Origin of the sequence: Streptomyces sp. NPDC050549 (assembly GCF_040655035.1) — a bacterium.
Lineage (GTDB): Bacteria > Actinomycetota > Actinomycetes > Streptomycetales > Streptomycetaceae > Streptomyces.
In genome coordinates this window covers 711,919-730,645 of record NZ_JBFAJD010000001.1, presented here as the reverse complement: position 1 = coordinate 730,645, position 18,727 = coordinate 711,919, and the positions used below count along the sequence as shown (strand labels likewise).

Genomic DNA, 18,727 nt, shown 5'->3' with positions numbered 1-18,727 from the left:
TAGTGTGAATGAACCAACTCCCCCCGCCATGCTGGCCTTTCCCGACCGCCGGCAGTACGTCATGCACCTCACCGTGGGTGAACACTCCGCCCGGCACATCCGCCGTATCGTCCGCTCGTTCCTGCTGGAGTGGGGCATGCAGGAGCTGTCGGACGCGGTGGAACTGGCCGTGACGGAGCTGCTCGCCAACGTCGTCCGGCATGTCCCGGACCGGCGCTGCGGACTGCGACTGCAACGCCAGGTGGCCGGAATCCGGGTGGAGGTGACCGACAGCTGCCCCGAACTCCCGGCGCTGAACCCGGAGTTGGACACCGAGTCGGAGAACGGCCGCGGGCTGGTCATCCTGGACGCCGTGACCGACAAGTGGGGGGTGTCACCGGCGTCCCGGGGCGGGAAGGTGGTGTGGTTCGAGTGCTCGTGAACTCGGGCCGTCAGCCACCGAGTTCGGCGGTGTCGTCGGCGGGCGGGGTCTTGACGGTCACCTTCTGGTTGATGTCGAGGAAGGTGACGGTCAGGTCGAGCGTGCTGCCGTCGGTGTCGTTCTGCGTGGGATAGGTCTTGCCCCGTACCCGGAACTGCTTGGGCTGGTCGTCGCCGTCGACCCACAGGTCCATGGTGAGGGTGCCGTCGACGCGCAGGGCGACGAACTGGTCGATGCTGTCGGTCCGGCGTTGCCAGGACGCCTTGCCCTTGGCTGCGCTCTGGGCCGCGCGCAGCTCGCGAGTGGTGACCGTTCCCCGGTAGTGCACGGCCTTGGTGCCGTCGACCGACTCGGCGCCGATCCTCCGCACGTTCTTGGAGCCCGCCATGATCGTGGACTGCACGACCGGGCTCCCCTCCATCGAACCCGGCAGCACGCCATAGGAGTTGTTGTCCGCCGCGCCACGCCCCCACACGGCCGGCTCGGCCTTGAGCCAGCTCTTGTTGCCCCACTTGGACGTGTCGACGCCGCTGCCGCCGAGGTAGATCGTCTTGCCGACGAACCGGATGTCCAGCTCGCCGGGCCTACGAGCGCCGACCACGGTCATCACCATGGTCATGACCGCCGGTTTCGTCTTCATCGACGCCTCGGCCGTCAGCCGCCCCCGCTCGGGCACGGTCCCGCTGACCCGATAGTGGAGCGAGGTGATGTCCTCGGCCTTGTCCACCGCCTTGGCCACCGCCGCCGAGGGCGTCAGCTCGGCCGAGTCCTCCTTCGCGGAGTCGCCCCCGCAGCCGACCGCTCCCCCACCGAGCAGCACGGCGGCGAACGCGACACCGGTCGTCGCTCTCCGTGGTACGGACCCCCGAGCCGAAACCCCCACAACTCCCCCTGAAATCAGACGTGTTCACGCCAACCAAGAACACGATCTCATGCGGGGACGGCAGACTGGGCGACGTGACCAGCTTGTCGCGCTTCCAGGACAGACGATTCAACGGATACCTGGGAGTCAGGCTCCCGCATGCACTGGACGCCGAGGTCGATGTTTTCGTCACCGCGTACATGAGCTCTCCGAAGCCGCTCGACATGGGCCCACGGGCCGCAGGCGTGCTGAGCGCCTACGGCCGGCGCATGGCGTCGGTGGCGGTCAGGACCCGGTCCGCCGAACCGCTGCGGCGCGGACTCGTCGCCGTAGGCCTGGCCGAGGCGTGGCTTGAGGACCCGCGCAACAATCTGTACGGGCTCGCCGCGCTCCATGACGGCGCGTCGCTGATCGGCACTCCGTTCTCAGGTCTCATCACCGAGGTGTCCCGCTGTCTCCCGCCGTCCGGCCTGGCGGCACTGCGCGACTTCGACGGACGCCAGGAACGCGCGAAGTCCATCGAAGTGATGGGGATCAGACGGACCGGCGAGGGTGAGACCTTCCTCTACCGGTAGGCCGTCGGCTCCAGCTCGGTGTTGATCTCCGCCGGTTGAGGTCTCGACAACCGCGCCCGCGGCCCCTGGAAGAGGTACGCCAGCCCGAAGCCAGCCGCCACGACCGCCGCGCCGCCGACCGCGTCCAGTACCCAGTGGTTGCCGGTCGCGACGATCGCCGAGACGGTGAAGAACGGGTGCAGGAGGCCCAGAGCCTTCATCCACCACTTCGGGGCGATGATCGCGATGACGACGCCGCACCACAGGGACCAGCCGAAGTGCAGGGACGGCATCGCCGCGTACTGGTTGGTGAGGGCGGTGAGGGTGCCGTAGTCCGGCTTGGAGAAGTCCTGGACGCCGTGGACCGTGTCGATGATGCCCAGGCCCGGGAGCAGGCGCGGTGGAGCCAGGGGGTAGAGCCAGAAGCCGACCAGGGCCAGGAGGGTGGCGAAGCCGAGGGAGGAGCGGGCCCAGCGGTAGTCGACCGGGCGGCGCCAGTACAGGACGGCCATCACGCTCAGCGGGACCACGAAGTGGAAGGACTCGTAGTAGAAGTTGAAGAACTCCCGCAGGAAGTCGACCTTCACGACCCAGTGGTTGACCGCGTGCTCGATGTCGATGTGCAGGAACTGCTCGATCGAGAGGATCTGGTGGCCGTGGTGCTCGGCCGTGGCCCGGCCGCCCGCGTTGGTGCCGCCCGTCGCCGCGAGGCGGACCTGCTGGTAGGCGGCGTAGGTGACGCGGATGAGGAGGAGTTCGAGGAGGAGGTTCGGGCGGGTCAGGACGCGGCGCAGCTGCGGGATCAGCGGGACGTGCTGCCGGCGGGCCGGGACCGGCTCGGCGTACTCCGTGGGGATCGGCCGCCGGTAGTACTCCGAGGTGCGCGGCAGGAACGGCACGACGGTCGCCGCGGCGAGCGCCATGAGCAGGACGACGTTGTCACGCAGCGGATAGACGGCCGCCATGTTCGGCAGCATCATCTTCGCGGGCAGCGTGACCACGAGGACCACCGCCACCGGCCACACATACCGGTCCGAGGCCCGCTTGCCGACCCGGCCGACCACCGCGAGCAGCACCCACAGCAGCTGGTGCTGCCAGGTCGTCGGCGAGACGGCGATCGCCGCGCACCCGGTGACCGCGACCGCGAGCAGCAACTGTCCGTCGCGTGCGTAGCGCACGGCCCGGCGCAGGCCCAGGTAGGCGACGACGGCTCCGAGCGCCAGGAAGACACCGATCTCCAGCGGCCCGGTCAGGTCGAGGCGCAGCAGCGCGCCGTGCAGCGACTGATTGCCGAGACCGTCCGCCTTGCCGCCGAGGCCGACGCCGGCCATGTGGTGCACCCAGTAGGTGTACGAGTCGTGCGGCATCGCCGCCCAGGCGATCACCACGCTCGCGGCGAACGTCAGCGCGGAGGTCACGGCGGCCCGGCGCCGGTCGGTGAACCACAGCAGCGGCGCGAACAGCAGCACCGTCGGCTGGAGCGCGGCGGCCAGACCGATCAGCACGCCGCTGGCCCGCTCGCCGCGCACCGTGAAGCAGGCGAGCAGCACGAGCAGGACCGGGATGATGCTGGTCTGGCCGAGCCAGAGCGTGTTGCGCACCGGCAGCGACAGCATGAGCAGGCTGATCGCGACGGGCGCGGCCAGCAGCGAGGCACGGCGGGTGACGGGCTGCGGCAGGGCCCGGGAGACGACCAGTCCGAGCGCGACGACGAGCAGCAGCGTGCCGAAGGTCCAGCCCCAGCCGAGGGCCTGCTCGGCGGCCCGGGTGAGCGGTTTGAGGACGAGCCCGCCGAAGGGGGTGCCGGTGAACTGCGTCGAGTCGTACAGCGAGCCCTTCACATGCAGCACGCCGTTCGGCCCGACCCAGGTCTCCAGGTCGGTCAGCCGGTCCCCGCGCGGGGTGCTGAGGACCACGGCCACCTGCCGTACGGCCAGGACCGCGGCCACCAGCCACAGGACCAGGCGCGCAACGCGCAGCCGTGCTCTGGCCGTCCCGGCGGCCGTCGACCCGAAAGCTCCTACGGCTCCCGCCGGTCGCCCGCTGTGCTCCACGTTCGCCACGCCTCGTAGGCCTCCCGCCCCGCTCGTCCCACGCGTCACACGCGCGGCTGTTCCCTCTCGGAACCCTATGAGGTTCGCACCCCCTGCGGGAGAGACGCAGGCAACCCCCTCTTCACCTGACGGCCGCCCTCCTTTTGTCCGGATGACGATAGTCGGCCCCGGGTTGCCTGGGCACGGCAAATAACGGCGTATCCGTACAGTGAGTGATTGCACACGAACGGGTCGCAACAATTCTCACCGGATTCACGATCATCGGATTCACGAAGGGCACCGGCACATGAGCGAGTCGCAGCTGTGGAACGACGTCGACGACTATCTGATCGGCCATCTCTCCCCGCACGACGAGGTTCTGGAGGCGACCCTCCGCGACAGCGACTCCGCCGGCCTCCCGCAGATCGCTGTGTCCGCCGCCGCGGGCAAGCTGCTGCATCTCCTCGCCCGGATCCAGGGCGCCGCCCGCATCCTGGAGATCGGCACCCTCGGCGGCTACAGCACGATCTGGCTGGCCCGCGCGCTGCCCGCCGACGGCCGCCTGATCACCTTGGAGTACAGCCCGAAGCACGCCGAGGTCGCAGGCCGCAACATCGCCCGCGCGGGCCTCGACAAGCTCGTCGAGGTCCGGGTCGGCCCGGCCCTCGACTCACTGGCCGCACTCGCCGGCGAGAACGCGGCCCCCTTCGACCTCGTCTTCATCGACGCCGACAAGGCCAACAACCCGCACTACGTGGAATGGGCCCTCAAGCTGACCCGCCCCGGCAGCCTGATCATCGTCGACAACGTGGTCCGCGGCGGCCGGGTCGCCGACCCGGCCAACACGGATCCGGACGTCCTGGGCACGCGCGCGGCGATCGAACTGATCGGCTCGCACCCGCGCCTGTCGGGCACGGCGATCCAGACGGTGGGCGAGAAGGGTTACGACGGGTTCGCGCTGGCCAGGGTCGTTGACTGAGAACTCTTCGCCGGACGTCTCAACTCTCGTGATAGAAGCCGACGTTGACGCTGCGCGGCCCGGTGCGGTCCTTGATGACGATCTCGCCGCTGCCACCACGGGGCAACGGGACGCTCCCGCCGTAACCGACGGTCTGGGCGTACTCCCCGACGATCAGCCGTACCTCGGAGGACGGGTCGGGCTGGGAGCCGCGCAGCCAGCTCACCTGCCAGATGCCCTCGGGTCCGCACAGGAACTCCAGATGGACCCGTGAGATGAACAGCCAGTCGTCCGGTGTCACCAGCCGGCACACCGACTCGTCGCGGCCCACCCGCAGCACCGCGCCCGGGTCGCTGGGCGCCTCGGCCATCAGCATGCCGGCCGTGGCACCCTCTTCCGTCCCGGAGACCGAGGCCATGGTGAGTTCGAGCACGTGCGCTTCCCCCTTGAGGTGTCCTTACACAGCCGCCGCATGATAAATCCCCCGGCCACGCCACGTCCGGCACAATGGAGTCATGACCGAGCGAAAGCCACCGGGTGTGTCCTTCGAGATGGGGGTCCCCCCGCTCGAACGTAGTTGAGAGTGGGGGAGGGTCGACAAGCAGATCCGGGACGTCGAGCGAGCCGGCGAGTTCGCCCAACTCCCGGGCGCGGGCAAGCCGTTGCCCTCCGGTTCCGACACGACGTACGACGAACTGTGGTGGATCAAGCAGAAGATGGCCCGCGAGGGCATCTCCGTGCTCCCGCCGACGCCGGCACTGCGCAAAGAGGCCGAGGACGCCCTGGCTGCGGCGTACTCGGCCCCTTCGGAGCGGATCGCTCGGCAGATCATCACCGAAGTCAATGTGAAGATCCGCGACATGATGTTCAAGCCGCCGCCCGGCCCTCCGCTGGGGATGGAGCCGTACGACGTGGAAGAGGTCGCACGGGAGTGGCGGGAGCGCCGGGCGGTTGACGGGGCCGGTGGACCGGGCGGGTCAGATGTGTAGAAGCCGCTCCGTCAGTTCGCGGTAGTCCCGCAGGGCCAGCCGGAGTTGCTCGGTGTCGTCCGAGCCCTTGGACTCCCAGGAGCTGTGCAGGGTGTCACGGCGCTTGGTGACGGCCTGCGTGAGGCGGTCGGCGACCTCCTCCAGGACGTGGGCGGCCTCCTCGACGGCGGAGCGGGGCTCGTCGACGAACCCGGTGACCGCGTGCTGCAGCCGCAGGTTGAACTTGTCGCTCTCGTCGTGCGGCAGCAGGTTCCCGTTCCCGGTGTCCAGCCGGTCGTGCCGCTTGTCGGCGGCGCCGGACGCGGGAGGGGGCTCGGGGGCGTGCACGGGGGCCGCCTTGTCGGCCTGGCGATCGGCCTGCCGGTCCGACGGGCGGTCGGTCTGCCGGTCCGACGGGCGGTCGGTCTGGCGCGGGATCGGGGTGACGGTCGTGGCCTCCCGCCGGTCGCCGGCCTTGGCCGGGTCCCGCGGGTCAGTGCCCGTGCCCGTGCCCGTGCCCGTACCGATACCCGTACCGATGCCCGTACCGATGCCCGTACCGGTGTCCGTACCGGTGTCCGTACTCGCGCCCTTGCGCTCGCCGCTCTCGTCGCTCGTGTCGCCGTTGGGTCGTGTCACATCGGTCATGCGGCTCAACTTCCCTTCACTGCTTGCTTGTTGAATGAGCCGAACGTGTGGCGCCCGGTATGCCCGCGGCTGTCGCCGGTGCCGCGCCCGCCGCCGTTGTCAGCGCCGATCAGGTCGTCGAAGAGGGCGCGGGCTTCGAGCATGGCCTCGCGCATCTCCTCGGTGCCGGCCTGGCTGTCCGGTGTGCCGTTGGTGCGCGACTGGACGACGCGGTGCACGCGCCGGTAGCCGTGGACGTGGTCCGCGTGGTGCACGGACAGCGCGTCGAACTGCTTGTCGTACTCCTCGACGCCGGGGAAGCCCCGGGCCCCGGCCACCTCGCCGAGCAGCTGGTCGACGTCGGCCACGGCCTGGCGGGGCGAGTCGACGAAGAGCTCCTGGGCGGCGGCCCAGCGGGCCTGGTACTGCTCACGGGCCGCGGGCTCCAACGGCTGCTCCTGCAGCGAACCGTGCTGCTGGACGCGCTCGCCGAGCTCCCGCTCGGCGGCCTTCGTGTCGCCGTCGTGCCGGGCCACGGTCCGGTCGTACTCGGGCCCGAAGCGCCGCTTCAGACCCGAGCCGCCCATCGCGCCCCGGGCACGCGGTACCAGGGCCGCCGCGGCAGCGACCACGCCGACCAAGATCACGATCAAAACGATGATCACGCCTGTGGACATGAGTGCCTTCCGGATTCTTGGCCAACCGGCTCTCGTAGTCGGTCGGTTCCCTTACCGGGTTGCCGCAAAGGCCCCCTTCAAACGACGGCCACGGCTACGGGGATTCCGTGGTGCCGGTGTGTCGATTCCGCCCCGGCCCGATCGACGCATGAGTAAAGAACCGGTTGAGGAAATCGAGGAGATCGTCATGGGTGAGGTCATCGCACGGCTGGCCATGTCGCTGGACGGGTACATCGCGGGACCGGAGTCGGGGCGGGAGCATCCGCTCGGGATCGGCGGGGAGCGGCTGCACTCGTGGGTGTTCGGCCTGCGGAGCTTCCGTCGTATGCAGGGCATGGCGGGAGGAGACACCGGGCCGGACGACGCACTGCTCGCCGAGTGGATCGAACGACCGGGCGCGGTGGTCATGGGCCACGGCATGTTCATCACCGGGGAGATCCCGTGGGGCGACGAACCCCCCTTCCACGCCCCCGTGTTCGTCGTCACCCACCACCCGCGCGAACCGGTCGTCAAGAAGGGCGGCACGACCTACCACTTCGTCACCGAAGGCCCCCACCGCGCACTCGAGCTGGCCCGAGAGGCGGCCGGCGGCCGGGCCGTCTCCCTCGCCGGCGGCGCCGACCTGGTCCAGCAGTTCATCCGTGCCGGGTGGCTGGACGAACTCCTCCTCCATGTCGTACCCGTGCTCGCGTGCGGCGGACGACGCCTGTTCGACAACGTGGGCGACCAGCACATCGAGTGGCGGAAGACGCAGGTGCTGGACTCTCCGGAGGTCACCCATATTCGGTTGCGCAAGGCCGACCCGGTCGACTGACATACGGCCCATGACCTGGACCATCACCCCCGAGCCCTACGACTCCCCGGTCGCCGCCGCGCTCTGGCGGGCGTACTACACCGAGGTCAGCGACCGCTGGTACCTGCTCCACGAGAACCGGCGGACGGATCCGGCGGAACTGGAGCGCGAGATCGCCGCCGTCACCGGCGCCGAGCTATCCCCGCCCGGCGGCCGGTTGCTCGTCGCGTGGCACGAGGGAGCGCCGGCCGGATCGGCGGGCGTACGGCTCCTCTCCCCGACAACCGCCGAGCTGAAGAGGGTCTTCCTCTACGAGGGGATGCGCGGCCGGGGCGGCGCCGCAAGGCTCGTGACGGCGGCGGAGCAGGCCGCCCGCGACCTCGGAGCCAACACCATGATCCTCGACACCCGCCACGACCTGGTCGAGGCCCGCACCCTCTACACCCGCCTCGGCTACAAGGAGACCGACCGCCACAACAACGACCCGTACGCAGAACACTGGTTCCGCAAAGCCCTCCTCAACCGACGGTGAGGGCCCACCAACTCCCGCTGTCCCCACGCGCCGGCCGAGAGGGAGCCGTAGGGGCGGGCCGGTGTCGAGAGGCCGTGGGGCCCCTCCCGCTCGGGCGAAGCCGAGAGTGGGGGATCGCGGAGGCGCGCAGCGCCGAGCACGGTGGGCCTCTCGACACCGGCTTCAGGCGCCCCGAAGGCGACCGAACCAAAAAAAATGCGCGCACGGCGCCGGCCCAACACCGGCCCGCCCAACCGGTGCCTGTCCAGCACCGGCCCACCCAACCGGCGCCTGTCCAACACCGCCCCAGCCGCCCGCCCGCAAACCCCTCAACCGACCTTGGTCACCGACCCGTTGCGCGGCTGCTCCCGATCCGACCCGCACAACTCCCCGTTGAGCTCCTTCACCAGCTGGATCAGATCAGTGGGCCGGTCCGGCCCCCACCAGTCCCCCAGCGCCTCCGCAAGAGACTCCTCACGGGCCTGAGCCAGCCGTTCGGCCATCTCCCGCCCCTGGTCGGTCAGTTGCAGGTCCAGTCCCTCCCGCACCGCCAGCCGCCGCCCCTCGATCTGCCGGACGGCGGCGAGGATGACGGGCAGTGGCACGGAGCTGCGTTCCGCGAGCACACCGGGTTCCGCCCAGCCGTCCCGCTTGATGCGCAGCAGCAGCCAACTCGCCGCCGGCTGAAGGTCGTAGCCCGCTTTCGCGGTGATCGTCCTGTAGATCTCGCGGCGGCCCTCCCTCGTGCCCAGCACGGACAGCGCGCGGCACACCTCGTCGTACGAAGACCGCTGAACGGGATTGCTGGCAAGCGTTTCCGTGAGGTCGGGTGCCGTGACCGAGCCGCGGAGCTTGTCCTCCTTGAGGAACCACGCCAGGACGAAGCCGGCGAGGGCGACGGGGGCGGCGTAGAGGAAGACGTCGGTGATCGAGGACGCATACGCGTGCAGGGCCTCCGGCCGTACCGCGACCGGCAGTTGGGAGATGCCGCGCGGATCGGACTCGAGGCCGTCAGCCGTGACGCCACCCGGCAGCGAGGCACCCCGAAGAGCGTCCGTGAGCTTGTCGTCCAGCCGGCTCGCGAAGATCGTGCCGAAGATGGCGACACCGAACGAGGCGCCGATGGACCGGAAGAAGGTCGCACCGGAGGTGGCGACGCCAAGGTCCTGATACGACACGGAGTTCTGCACAATCAGCACCAACACCTGCATGACCAGCCCGAGTCCGAGCCCGAAGACGAAGAAGTAGGCACTCATCTCGCCGGTGGAACTGTTCTCGTCGAGCTGATGGAGAAGAAGCAGACCGAGCGCGGTGACACCGGTGCCCGCGATCGGGAACACCTTCCACCGGCCGGTGCGGCTGACGATCTGGCCGGAGGTGGTGGACGAGATCAGCATGCCGAACACCATCGGCAGCATGTGCACGCCGGACATGGTCGGCGAGATGCCCTGCACGACCTGGAGGAAGGTCGGCAGATAGGTCATCGCGCCGAACATGGCGAAGCCGACGATGAAGCTGATGACGGCGGCGAGCGAGAAGGTGCGCACACGAAACAGCTTGAGCGGAAGCACAGGCTCGGCGGCCCGCCGCTCCACCGCCACGAACGCCCCGATGAGAACCGCACCGAGCACCGCCAGCCCGATGATCTGCGGCGAAGCCCAGCCCCAGGTCGTACCACCCAGCGAGGCGACAAGCACCAGGCAGGTCGCGACGGCGGCGATGAGGAAGGTGCCGAGGTAGTCGATGACGTGGTGGGTGGACCTGCGCGGGATGTGCAGCGCGGTCGCGATGACGGCGAGGGCGACGACACCGACCGGGAGGTTGATGTAGAAGACCCAGCGCCAGCTCAGGTGCTCGGTGAACAGGCCGCCGAGCAGCGGCCCGAGGACACTCGACGCGCCGAAGACAGCGCCGAACAGGCCCTGGTAGCGCCCGCGTTCGCGCGGCGAGACGACATCCCCGACGATGGCCATCGACAACACGATCAGCCCGCCGCCGCCCAGACCCTGAAGCGCCCGGAACCCGATCAGCTGAGGCATGTTCTGTGCCGCACCGCACAGCGCGGACCCGACGAGGAAGATCACGATCGCGATCTGGAACAGCCTCTTGCGCCCGTACTGGTCGCCCAGCTTTCCCCACAGCGGGGTCGCGGCGGTCGAGGCCAGCAGATACGCCGTGACCACCCACGACAGATGCTCCAGCCCGCCGAGATCGCTGACGATCGTCGGCAGCGCGGTCGACACGATGGTCTGGTCGAGGGCGGCGAGCAGCAGTCCGAGAAGCAGCGCCCCGATGGAGACGAGGACGTTGCCCGACACGTGTTCCTGGGCGGCGCTGCCCCGCCGCGGGGGTTTCTGCGGTGGCCGCGCGTCGTGCACATTCCCTGTCATACCGTGCGCACCGCCGGCCATGAAGACCTCCCGAGGCTCTCGTTACACATCCATGGTGATCGGTGTGTCCCGTTACGGCCTGTCGAGTCCGAATGGAAGCGGTCATTCCGGGGGTCGGAGGAGACGGCGTGAAGGAGATCCGCATAACCTCGGGAGTCCGATGGGGAGGGACGAACACGTGAACGAGGCGAAGGGCCACATATGCCCGCAGTGCGGGGCACCCCGGGCAGCCGACGGCTCCCCGTCCTGCACCTGCACCCAACGGGCGTCCGACGCGCTGCGCGACGCGCGCACGGCGGAGGCGGCAGCGGCGGAGGACTTCGACCCGCTGCGGATCAGACCGTATGTGGAACTGGACGGCAACGCACAGGAGCAGACGCCCCTGTCCGCACCGCCGGGACCCGAGGGCGAGACGCAACAGCTGCCGGCGGTCGAGCAGACGATGCCACTGCGCGCGGTACCGCCGACGGCCTCGCGCATGAACGACCTGAACCTGTTCGAGGGCGACGGGTATCCAACGGAACCGTCCATGGACGCCGAGGCCGCCGCCGACGCCGACCGCCCGCGCCGCCGCCGTACCGTGCTCCTCGCCGCCACGGGAGCCGTCGTGGCGGTGGTGGCGGCGGCCGGTTTCGCGAGCGGCGTGTTCTCGTACGAGACGCCGTCGCGGGACGAGGCGGCCCCGAAGGACGTCCGCGCGAGTGTCCCCACCGTGTCGAAGAGCGCGGCACCGGCGACACCGTCCACGAGCGCTTCCACGTCCGCGCGGCCGACGTCGGCGTCTCCGTCCCCGACGCTCAGTGCGAGCCCGTCACCGTCGACGTCGAGCAGCCCGTCCGTCACACCGTCACGGTCCCCGGACTCCAGCCCGACCCCGACGACCAGCGCCGCGGCGTCCGGCGCGTCCGCCACCGACCGCCGGGGCGGCAGCAGCACCGCCCCGGTACTGCAACGCGGCGACGAGGGCCCCGAGGTCACCGAACTCCAGCTCCGCCTGGCCCAGTTGAACCTCTACACCGGCCCCGACAACGGCGTCTTCGACGAGCAGGTGCAGGCCTCGGTACACACCTACCAACTGGCTCGCGGCATCCAGTCCGACCCGCCCGGGGTGTACGGGGCGGCGACCCGGGCACAGCTGGAGTCGGAGACGACCGAGCCGTAACACCGACCCCTCACTCGCAGACGCCCGGGCGGCCCGCACCTAGCCCACGTACAACCGAATCTCCCCGCCCACAGTCTCGACCCGCACCTCACGCAGGTCCCGCACCAGCACATGCGGCCGGTGATACGCGGCCTGCGGGCCGACTCCCACCACGCGCATCCCGGCAGCGCGCCCCGCCGCGATCCCCGCACCGGAGTCCTCGAAGACGACACAGTCCGTGGGCGCGATGCCCAGTTCGGCGGCGCCCTTCAGGAAGCCCTCGGGGTCGGGCTTGCTGGCGCCGACCGACTCCGCGGTGATCCGGACGTCCGGCAGTTCCAGCCCGGCCGCACCCATCCGCGCCGCGGAGAGCGCGACGTCCGCGGATGTCACCAGCGCGTGCGGCAGCCCCCGCAGCGAGGCCAGGAACTCCGGCGCGCCCGGGATCGGGACGACGCCCTCGACGTCGGCGGTCTCCTCGGCGAGCATGCGGGCGTTCTCGGCGTGGTTCTGCTCCATGGGCCGGTTGGGCAGCAGCAGCGCCATGGAGGCGTAGCCCTGCCGGCCGTGCACGACCTTCATGACCTCGTCCGCGTTCAGCCCGTGCCGCTCGGACCAGCGCCGCCAGATCCGCTCGACGACGGCGTGCGAGTCGACGAGGGTGCCGTCCATGTCCAGCAGGAGGGCGCGGGCGGTGAGCACGGTGGTGGCCGTCATCGGCAGGCTCCAAGGAACGGAACGGAGAGGGGGTGCGGGGTGGCCCCCGGAGGGACAAGGCGGCCCCGTCCGCCGGTCAGGGAAAACGGACGGGAGCCACTTTGTTCCTCCACGGTACAAAACCGGACCGGCATCGCGCCACCGTCTCCGGAAACAGTTCACTCACCGTTCAGCTCGCGCGCCCGCTCAGCCCGCCACGGCCTCCCACAGACTCCAGGCCCCCAGCGCCAGCATCAGCACCGCCGCGACCTGTGTGATCAGCTTCAGCGGCACCCGCTTCATCAGGGCCTTTCCGCCGACGATACCGAGCCCGGCGACCGCCCACAGCGCCAGCACCGCGCCGAGACCGACGGAGAACGGGTCGTCGTAGCGGGCCGCGAGGTTGGCCGTCATGATCTGGGTCAGATCACCGAACTCGGCGACCAGGATGAGCATGAAACCGGCGCCGGAGACCTTCCAGAAGGACTGGTCCCTGGGCGTCCGGACCTCCTCCTCGCCGTCGCCCTTCTTGAAGAGGAGCACCGCGGCCCCGCCCAGGAAGAGCACACCGGTGACGGCGGCCACGAGTTGCTGCGGGAGCAGGGTCAGCACACTGCCGGCCGCCACCGCCAGCACCACATGCAGCAGGAACGCGGCGGCCACGCCCGCGAAGACGTACGAGGCGCGGTAGCGGGTGCCGAGGACGAGTCCGGCGAGCGCGGTCTTGTCGGGGAGTTCGGCGAGAAAGACGACGCCGAAGACTAGCGCCGTCACGCTGATGCTGATCAAGGTTCCTCAATCGGTCGGGTGCCGCCCCACCGAGAGTGCGATTTCCGTCTGCGGACACCTCGGCACGGCAGCACACACGGATGGTGCGCTGCGTTGCCGAAGGTCTCGCTGGCCGGTCCATCCGCTTGAGCGCGACGGACCTGCCTCCGGGCGCCGGCTCAGACGAGCTGAGCAGTGTGTCGACGGTCCGGCGAAGAGCTACTCCCCTTCTGCGCCATTCATGGTACGCGACCGCCAAGGCATTGCCTTGTCATGCTCGCGTCACTAGTTTCTTACCAAACGCACACCCGGCCGCAACACGGCACCGCAAGCATTCCTTCGCTCGACTCCAACACCCCCACACCACAAGGGAGTTCGTATGCCGAAGTTCTACGCGCGTCGACGGCTGAGCATACTCGCGGCTCTTACCGGATTCATAGCCTCCGTCGCGCTTTTCAACGGCCCGACCGCCTCCGCCGCCCTCCCCACCCCCGTCAGCGCCGCCACCGCCCGCACCTACCTCGCCTCGCTCACCGTGGCCACCGAGGTCCGGACCGGCTACGACCGTGACCTGTTCCCCACCTGGATCACGATCAGCGGCACCTGCAACACCCGTGAGTACATCCTCAAGCGGGACGGTACGAACGTCGTCACCAACTCCGCCTGCACCGCGACCAGCGGCAGCTGGTACTCGGTCTACGACGGCGCCACCTGGACCGCCGCCTCGGACGTCGACATCGACCACCTCGTCCCGCTGGCCGAGGCCTGGGACTCCGGCGCCCGCAACTGGACCACCGCACAGCGCCAGGCCTTCGCCAACGACGTGACCCGTCCGCAGCTCCTGGCCGTGACGGACAACGTCAACCAGTCCAAGAGCGACCAGGACCCGGCCGAGTGGATGCCCCCGCTCACCTCGTACGCCTGCACGTACGTCCGGGCCTGGGTGCAGGTGAAGTACTACTACGACCTCTCGGTCGACACCGCCGAGAAGGCCAAGCTGACCTCGGTCCTCAGCGGCTGCTGATCCTTCTCGAAACCTAGTCGCTGACCTCCGTCGTTCCGTACCGTACGGGGCGACGGAGGAAGGTGATCAACCGTGGCCGGACTGCGCCTGGGACCACTGCTTCGCTACGCCGACGGCTCGTCCGCGACCGTATGGGTCGAGGCGAGCCGTCCGTGCACCGCCGAGGTGCGCTGCGCGGACGGCGCCGCCGGCACGGCCCGCACCTTCCAAGTCGCGGGCCACCACTACGCGTTGGTGCCGGTGGAGGGCCTCACGCCCGGGACCTCGACGCCGTACGACGTCCTCCTGGACGGTACGCAGGTGTGGCCGCTGCCCGACTCTCCGTTCCCGCCGTCCGTGATCCGCGCGCCGGACGCCGACGGAACCGTCCGCGTCGCGTTCGGCTCCTGCCGCTGGGCCGCGCCGCCCGCCGACGCCCACGACCCGGTGGGCCCGGACGCCCTGGACACGCTGGCCTCGCGCATCGCGCGCGACCCGAAGGCCGAACGGCCGGACGTACTCCTCCTGTTGGGCGACCAGGTGTACGCCGACGAGGTCTCCGACGCGACCCGCCGCTGGCTCTCCGCCCGCCGCGACCTGAGCGAGCCGCCCGGCAGCGAGGTCGCGGACTACGAGGAGTACACGCGCCTCTACTACGAGTCGTGGCTGGATCCGGAGATCCGCTGGCTGCTGTCCACCGTGCCGTCGTGCATGATCTTCGACGACCACGACGTCATCGACGACTGGAACACCAGCGCCTCCTGGCTGGCCGACATGCGGGCCACCCCGTGGTGGCGCGAGCGGCTGCTGAGCGGACTGATGTCGTACTGGGTGCACCAGCACCTGGGGAACCTCTCCCCCGCCGAACTGGCCGCCGATCCCCTCTACGCGGCGGTCCGCGACACCCCGGACGGCACCGACGAACTCCGCGCCTTCGCCTGCGGGGCCGACGCCGATCCGGCCTCCGTCCGCTGGAGCTACCGGCGCGACTTCGGCCGGGTGCGCCTGCTGATGGTGGACAGCCGCGCCGCCCGCGTCCTCGACGAGCAGCACCGCGCGATGCTCGATCCCGGCGAGACCCACTGGCTGCGCACCGAGGCACTCGCCGAACCAGGTTCCTACGACCATCTCCTCATCGGGACCTCACTGCCCTGGCTGCTGCCGCATCTCGTCCACGACGCCGAGTCCTGGGACGCGGCCCTGTGCCGGGGTGAACGGGGCGCCCGCTGGGCCGAGTTCGGCGAGAAGCTGCGGCGGGCCGCCGACCTGGAGCACTGGGCGGCGTTCCCGGACTCCTTCGAGGAGCTGGCGGGGCTGATCGCCGAGGTGGGGTCGGGCGAGGCGGCACCGGCGTCGGTGCTGGTGCTGTCGGGGGACGTGCACCATGCGTATGTCGCGGAGCCCAAGTGGCGTACCGGCGGCCCGACTTCGCGGGTCCTGCAGCTGACCTGCTCCCCCGTCCACAACTCCGTCCCCGCCTACATCCGGGTCGGCTTCCGCTTCGGCTGGAGTGCCGTGGCCCGTGGCCTGGGCCGCCGCCTCGCCGGGCACGGCCGTTGCCTCCGCCCCTCGGTCAAGTGGCGGAAAACGGGCGGGCCCTGGTTCGGCAACCAGCTCATGACCCTTACGATGCACGGCCGTTCGGCCCGGTTGCGGCTGGAGCAGGCCCGGGCGGACGGAACGCTGAGGACCGTCGAGGAGTCCCCTCTGACATCCCCGCCGACATCCCCGTGACGCCACGGAGGGCATGATGAGGCGGACCGTCCGCTTCCGGTGGGCGGTCCGCTCCATTGCGCCCCACACGCCCGGGAGTCCCCCCCTTTGTCTGCAGTGAACGCGTCCGACGACGAACCGGTATCCGTCTCCGTCGCCGTGGTCGGCGCCGGTCCGCGCGGCACCAGCGTCCTGGAACGCCTCTGCGCCTCGGCTCCCGAACTCCTCCCGCCCCGCACCAGGCTCACCGTCCACGTCGTCGACCCGGCGCCCCCGGGCGCCGGCCGCGTCTGGCGCTTCGCGCAGTCCCCCGAACTGCTGATGAACACCGTGGCCTCCCAGGTGACCCTCTTCACCGACGACAGCGTCGACTGCTCCGGCCCGATCCGCCCCGGCCCGAGCCTGCACGAGTGGGCGCCCGTCGAACTCGGCCCCGACGACTACCCCACCCGCGCCCACTACGGCCGCTATCTGGAGTGGGTGTTCGCCCGCACGGTCCGCGAGGCGCCGGACTCCGTGGAGGTCGCGGCACACCGGGCGAGCGCGGTACGGCTCGACGACACACCCGACGGCCACCAGTCCCTCACCCTGGACAACGGCCGTATCCTGTCCGCCCTTTCGGCGGTGGTCCTGGCCCAGGGCCACCTCCCGACGCTCGGCAGCGCGGCCCAACAGCGCCTCGCGGCCTACGCCTGCAACCACGGCCTGCGCCACATTCCGCCCGCCAACCCGGCCGACGCCGACCTGTCCGCCGTACAGCCCGGTGAACCAGTGCTGTTGCGCGGCCTCGGCCTCAACTTCTTCGACCACACAGCCCTGTCGACGACGGGCCGGGGCGGCCGTTACGTCCGCGCGCAGGACGGCTCACTGCGCTATCTGCCCTCCGGCAACGAGCCCCGCCTGTACGCCGGTTCACGCCGTGGCATCCCGTACCAGGCCCGCGGCGACAACGCGAAGGGCCCGCACGGCCGCCACACCCCCCTCGTCCTCACCCCGGAGGCCACAGCCGCCTTCCGCAAACGCGCCGACTCCGGCGAGGCCCCCGAATTCCTCACCGAAATATGGCCGTTGGTGGCGAAGGAGGTGGAGACGGTCTACTACGCCACTCTGCTGCGGACGCTACGGCCGTCCCGGCGCTCGGAGCCGGAGTTCACCGGGCGCTTCCTCGCCGTACCGCACCGCGATCCCCAAGAGGCCCTGTTACTCGACGAGTTCGGGATCCCGGCCGCCGGGCGCTGGAGCTGGGACCGGCTGTCCCGCCCTTACCCGGACCGCGCTCTCGCCCACCCTGCGGCCTGGCGGGAGTGGCTGCTGTCGTATCTGCGCGAGGACGCCGGGCAGGCCGCGCTCGGCAATGTGGACGGCCCGCTCAAGGCCGCCCTGGACGTGCTGCGCGATCTGCGCAACGAACTCCGGCTGGTCGTCGACCACCGCGGCCTCGCGGGCGACTCGCGCCGCGACCACCTCGACCGCTGGTACACCCCGCTCAACGCGTTCCTGTCCATCGGTCCGCCCCGGCGCCGTGTCGAGGAGTTGGCCGCGCTGGTGGCGGCGGGCGTGGTGGAGGTGCTCGGGCCGCGGCTGGAGGTGCGGGAGGCGGACGGCGCCTGGGTGGCGCGCTCCCCGGCGATACCGGGCTCGGCGGTGCGGGTGACCACGCTCGTGGAAGCGCGTCTCCCCGAACCGGACCTGCGCCGCACCGCCGACCCGCTGCTCGGCCGGCTGCTGAGGACGGGCGGGTGCCGGCCGCACACCGTGGACGGTTACGAGACGGGCGGGCTGGATGTGACAGCGCGCCCGTACCGTCTGATAGACCGTCAGGGACGGGCGCACGCACGGCGGTTCGCGTTCGGAGTGCCCACGGAGGGCGTGCACTGGGTGACCGCGGCGGGCGCCCGCCCCGGCGTCGACTCGGTCACACTGTCGGACGCCGACGCGGTGGCCAGAGCGGTTCTCCGTGTCGCGACGACGGAGCGGACGTCACGGGCCGACGCCCACCCCTGGACGTACGGGCAGCTCAGGGAGCCCAGCCGAACGGCACGGTGAAGCAGGCGGCGCGGACACGACTGCCGGGCATGTCGTGGATCACCACGGAAGACGCCTCGCCCTGCCGGAAGTTCCAGTCGTGCCTGGCGCTCGCCCCACCGGCGCCGTGCTCGTCGGCCGTGAAGTCCAGCCAGACCTCGTTGTCGGCGGTGACGTCGGCCGGGTCGGTGGACGGCTTGTGCTGGAAGTGCCCGCCCGCGGCGGCGGGGTCGGCGCCGCACGGCTTCTGGTGCACATGGACGGCGTACGCGTGCCCCGGCACCATCCCCTCGACCCGCAGCCGTACGGTCGTGGCACCGCTCGCCGTCGTCCGCTGGCCGACCTCGATCCACGCGGCGGCGGGGACGAGCTTCGTGTCGTACGTGACCGCCGCCGACGGCACGAAGGCGCCGACCGGCGCGAACCGCGCGTCCGTCCGCATCGAGTAGCCGTCCGGGGTGCCGGCGCCGGTGCCGCCGCTCGCCAGTAGGGCCGCGACGACGGCGCCCGCGCATATGCCTGCCACCATGATGTGTACCGTTCCTCACGTTCAGGTGTGCTTGGAGCCCCTTTACGTTGCTACGGGA

The 18,727-nt window shown here is 70.5% G+C and carries 19 protein-coding genes; 10 read left to right on the top strand and 9 right to left on the bottom strand.

Annotated elements, in window-relative coordinates:
• Nucleotides 1–28 precede the first annotated feature (28 nt).
• The gene (locus tag AB0I51_RS03285) at nucleotides 29–421 is read left to right on the top strand and encodes an ATP-binding protein (protein WP_362970847.1); all 393 of its coding nucleotides are present in this window, start codon (nucleotides 29–31) and stop codon (nucleotides 419–421) included.
• Nucleotides 422–431: 10 nt separating this feature from the next.
• Here AB0I51_RS03285 and AB0I51_RS03280 read toward each other — a convergent pair whose 3' ends face one another.
• The gene (locus AB0I51_RS03280) at nucleotides 432–1,304 is read right to left on the bottom strand and encodes a hypothetical protein (protein ID WP_362970845.1); all 873 of its coding nucleotides are present in this window, start codon (nucleotides 1,302–1,304) and stop codon (nucleotides 432–434) included.
• A 74-nt stretch (nucleotides 1,305–1,378) separates the two neighbouring features.
• Here AB0I51_RS03280 and AB0I51_RS03275 point away from each other — a divergent pair, with 74 nt between their 5' ends.
• Nucleotides 1,379–1,858 carry a hypothetical protein gene (locus tag AB0I51_RS03275; protein WP_362970843.1) on the top strand — a complete coding sequence of 160 codons (480 nt, stop codon included), beginning with the start codon at nucleotides 1,379–1,381 and terminating at the stop codon, nucleotides 1,856–1,858.
• Here the strand turns inward: AB0I51_RS03275 and AB0I51_RS03270 are convergent.
• On the bottom strand, nucleotides 1,849–3,900 hold the full coding sequence (locus tag AB0I51_RS03270) for a phosphatase PAP2 family protein (protein ID WP_362970841.1): 2,052 nt from the start codon (nucleotides 3,898–3,900) through the stop codon (nucleotides 1,849–1,851). The two genes, AB0I51_RS03275 and AB0I51_RS03270, sit on opposite strands and share 10 nt — an antisense overlap.
• A gap of 277 nt (nucleotides 3,901–4,177) precedes the next feature.
• Between AB0I51_RS03270 and AB0I51_RS03265 the strand changes: the two genes are divergently transcribed.
• On the top strand, nucleotides 4,178–4,849 hold the full coding sequence (locus AB0I51_RS03265) for an O-methyltransferase (protein WP_362970839.1): 672 nt from the start codon (nucleotides 4,178–4,180) through the stop codon (nucleotides 4,847–4,849).
• Between the two features lie 19 nt (nucleotides 4,850–4,868).
• On the opposite strand, the gene AB0I51_RS03260 is transcribed toward AB0I51_RS03265, so the two are convergent.
• Nucleotides 4,869–5,261 (bottom strand): hypothetical protein, encoded by a 393-nt coding sequence (locus tag AB0I51_RS03260; protein WP_362970837.1) that lies wholly within the window; start codon nucleotides 5,259–5,261, stop codon nucleotides 4,869–4,871.
• A gap of 172 nt (nucleotides 5,262–5,433) precedes the next feature.
• Here AB0I51_RS03260 and AB0I51_RS03255 point away from each other — a divergent pair, with 172 nt between their 5' ends.
• Nucleotides 5,434–5,817: a DUF1992 domain-containing protein gene (locus AB0I51_RS03255; protein WP_362971143.1), complete on the top strand. Its 384-nt coding sequence runs from the start codon at nucleotides 5,434–5,436 to the stop codon at nucleotides 5,815–5,817.
• On the opposite strand, the gene AB0I51_RS03250 is transcribed toward AB0I51_RS03255, so the two are convergent.
• Together AB0I51_RS03250 and AB0I51_RS03245 are read right to left on the bottom strand one after the other, a co-directional pair.
• Nucleotides 5,806–6,444 carry a hypothetical protein gene (locus AB0I51_RS03250; protein WP_362970835.1) on the bottom strand — a complete coding sequence of 213 codons (639 nt, stop codon included), beginning with the start codon at nucleotides 6,442–6,444 and terminating at the stop codon, nucleotides 5,806–5,808. The genes AB0I51_RS03255 and AB0I51_RS03250 overlap by 12 nt on opposite strands.
• 5 nt (nucleotides 6,445–6,449) lie before the next feature.
• Entirely contained in the window at nucleotides 6,450–7,100 is a 651-nt protein-coding gene (locus tag AB0I51_RS03245) for a hypothetical protein (RefSeq protein ID WP_362970833.1), read from the bottom strand.
• Nucleotides 7,101–7,287: 187 nt separating this feature from the next.
• Here AB0I51_RS03245 and AB0I51_RS03240 point away from each other — a divergent pair, with 187 nt between their 5' ends.
• Both AB0I51_RS03240 and AB0I51_RS03235 read left to right on the top strand, forming a co-directional pair.
• On the top strand, nucleotides 7,288–7,914 hold the full coding sequence (locus AB0I51_RS03240; protein ID WP_362970831.1) for a dihydrofolate reductase family protein: 627 nt from the start codon (nucleotides 7,288–7,290) through the stop codon (nucleotides 7,912–7,914).
• A 10-nt stretch (nucleotides 7,915–7,924) separates the two neighbouring features.
• Nucleotides 7,925–8,425 carry a GNAT family N-acetyltransferase gene (locus AB0I51_RS03235; RefSeq protein ID WP_362970829.1) on the top strand — a complete coding sequence of 167 codons (501 nt, stop codon included), beginning with the start codon at nucleotides 7,925–7,927 and terminating at the stop codon, nucleotides 8,423–8,425.
• Nucleotides 8,426–8,733: 308 nt separating this feature from the next.
• Here AB0I51_RS03235 and AB0I51_RS03230 read toward each other — a convergent pair whose 3' ends face one another.
• A complete protein-coding gene (locus AB0I51_RS03230; protein WP_362970827.1) occupies nucleotides 8,734–10,815 on the bottom strand; it encodes an MFS transporter in 2,082 nt (693 codons plus the stop codon).
• A gap of 157 nt (nucleotides 10,816–10,972) precedes the next feature.
• On the opposite strand from AB0I51_RS03230, the gene AB0I51_RS03225 reads away from it, so the two are divergent.
• Nucleotides 10,973–11,956 (top strand): peptidoglycan-binding domain-containing protein, encoded by a 984-nt coding sequence (locus tag AB0I51_RS03225; RefSeq protein WP_362970825.1) that lies wholly within the window; start codon nucleotides 10,973–10,975, stop codon nucleotides 11,954–11,956.
• A 39-nt stretch (nucleotides 11,957–11,995) separates the two neighbouring features.
• On the opposite strand, the gene AB0I51_RS03220 is transcribed toward AB0I51_RS03225, so the two are convergent.
• Nucleotides 11,996–12,652: an HAD-IA family hydrolase gene (locus AB0I51_RS03220; RefSeq protein ID WP_362970823.1), complete on the bottom strand. Its 657-nt coding sequence runs from the start codon at nucleotides 12,650–12,652 to the stop codon at nucleotides 11,996–11,998.
• Between the two features lie 186 nt (nucleotides 12,653–12,838).
• Nucleotides 12,839–13,420, bottom strand: coding sequence for a TMEM165/GDT1 family protein (locus tag AB0I51_RS03215; protein ID WP_362970821.1), 582 nt, complete (start codon nucleotides 13,418–13,420; stop codon nucleotides 12,839–12,841).
• A 358-nt stretch (nucleotides 13,421–13,778) separates the two neighbouring features.
• Between AB0I51_RS03215 and AB0I51_RS03210 the strand changes: the two genes are divergently transcribed.
• The 3 genes from AB0I51_RS03210 to AB0I51_RS03200 all read left to right on the top strand — a co-directional run bounded on the left by AB0I51_RS03210 (nucleotide 13,779) and on the right by AB0I51_RS03200 (nucleotide 18,161).
• A complete protein-coding gene (locus AB0I51_RS03210; RefSeq protein ID WP_362970819.1) occupies nucleotides 13,779–14,423 on the top strand; it encodes an HNH endonuclease family protein in 645 nt (214 codons plus the stop codon).
• A 72-nt stretch (nucleotides 14,424–14,495) separates the two neighbouring features.
• Nucleotides 14,496–16,136 carry an alkaline phosphatase D family protein gene (locus AB0I51_RS03205; protein ID WP_362970817.1) on the top strand — a complete coding sequence of 547 codons (1,641 nt, stop codon included), beginning with the start codon at nucleotides 14,496–14,498 and terminating at the stop codon, nucleotides 16,134–16,136.
• 87 nt (nucleotides 16,137–16,223) lie between these two features.
• The gene (locus AB0I51_RS03200; RefSeq protein ID WP_362970815.1) at nucleotides 16,224–18,161 is read left to right on the top strand and encodes an FAD/NAD(P)-binding protein; all 1,938 of its coding nucleotides are present in this window, start codon (nucleotides 16,224–16,226) and stop codon (nucleotides 18,159–18,161) included.
• Here AB0I51_RS03200 and AB0I51_RS03195 read toward each other — a convergent pair.
• Complete coding sequence (locus tag AB0I51_RS03195) at nucleotides 18,133–18,669, bottom strand: superoxide dismutase family protein (RefSeq protein ID WP_362970813.1); 537 nt, start codon at nucleotides 18,667–18,669, stop codon at nucleotides 18,133–18,135. The genes AB0I51_RS03200 and AB0I51_RS03195 overlap by 29 nt on opposite strands.
• Nucleotides 18,670–18,727: the final 58 nt, after the last annotated feature.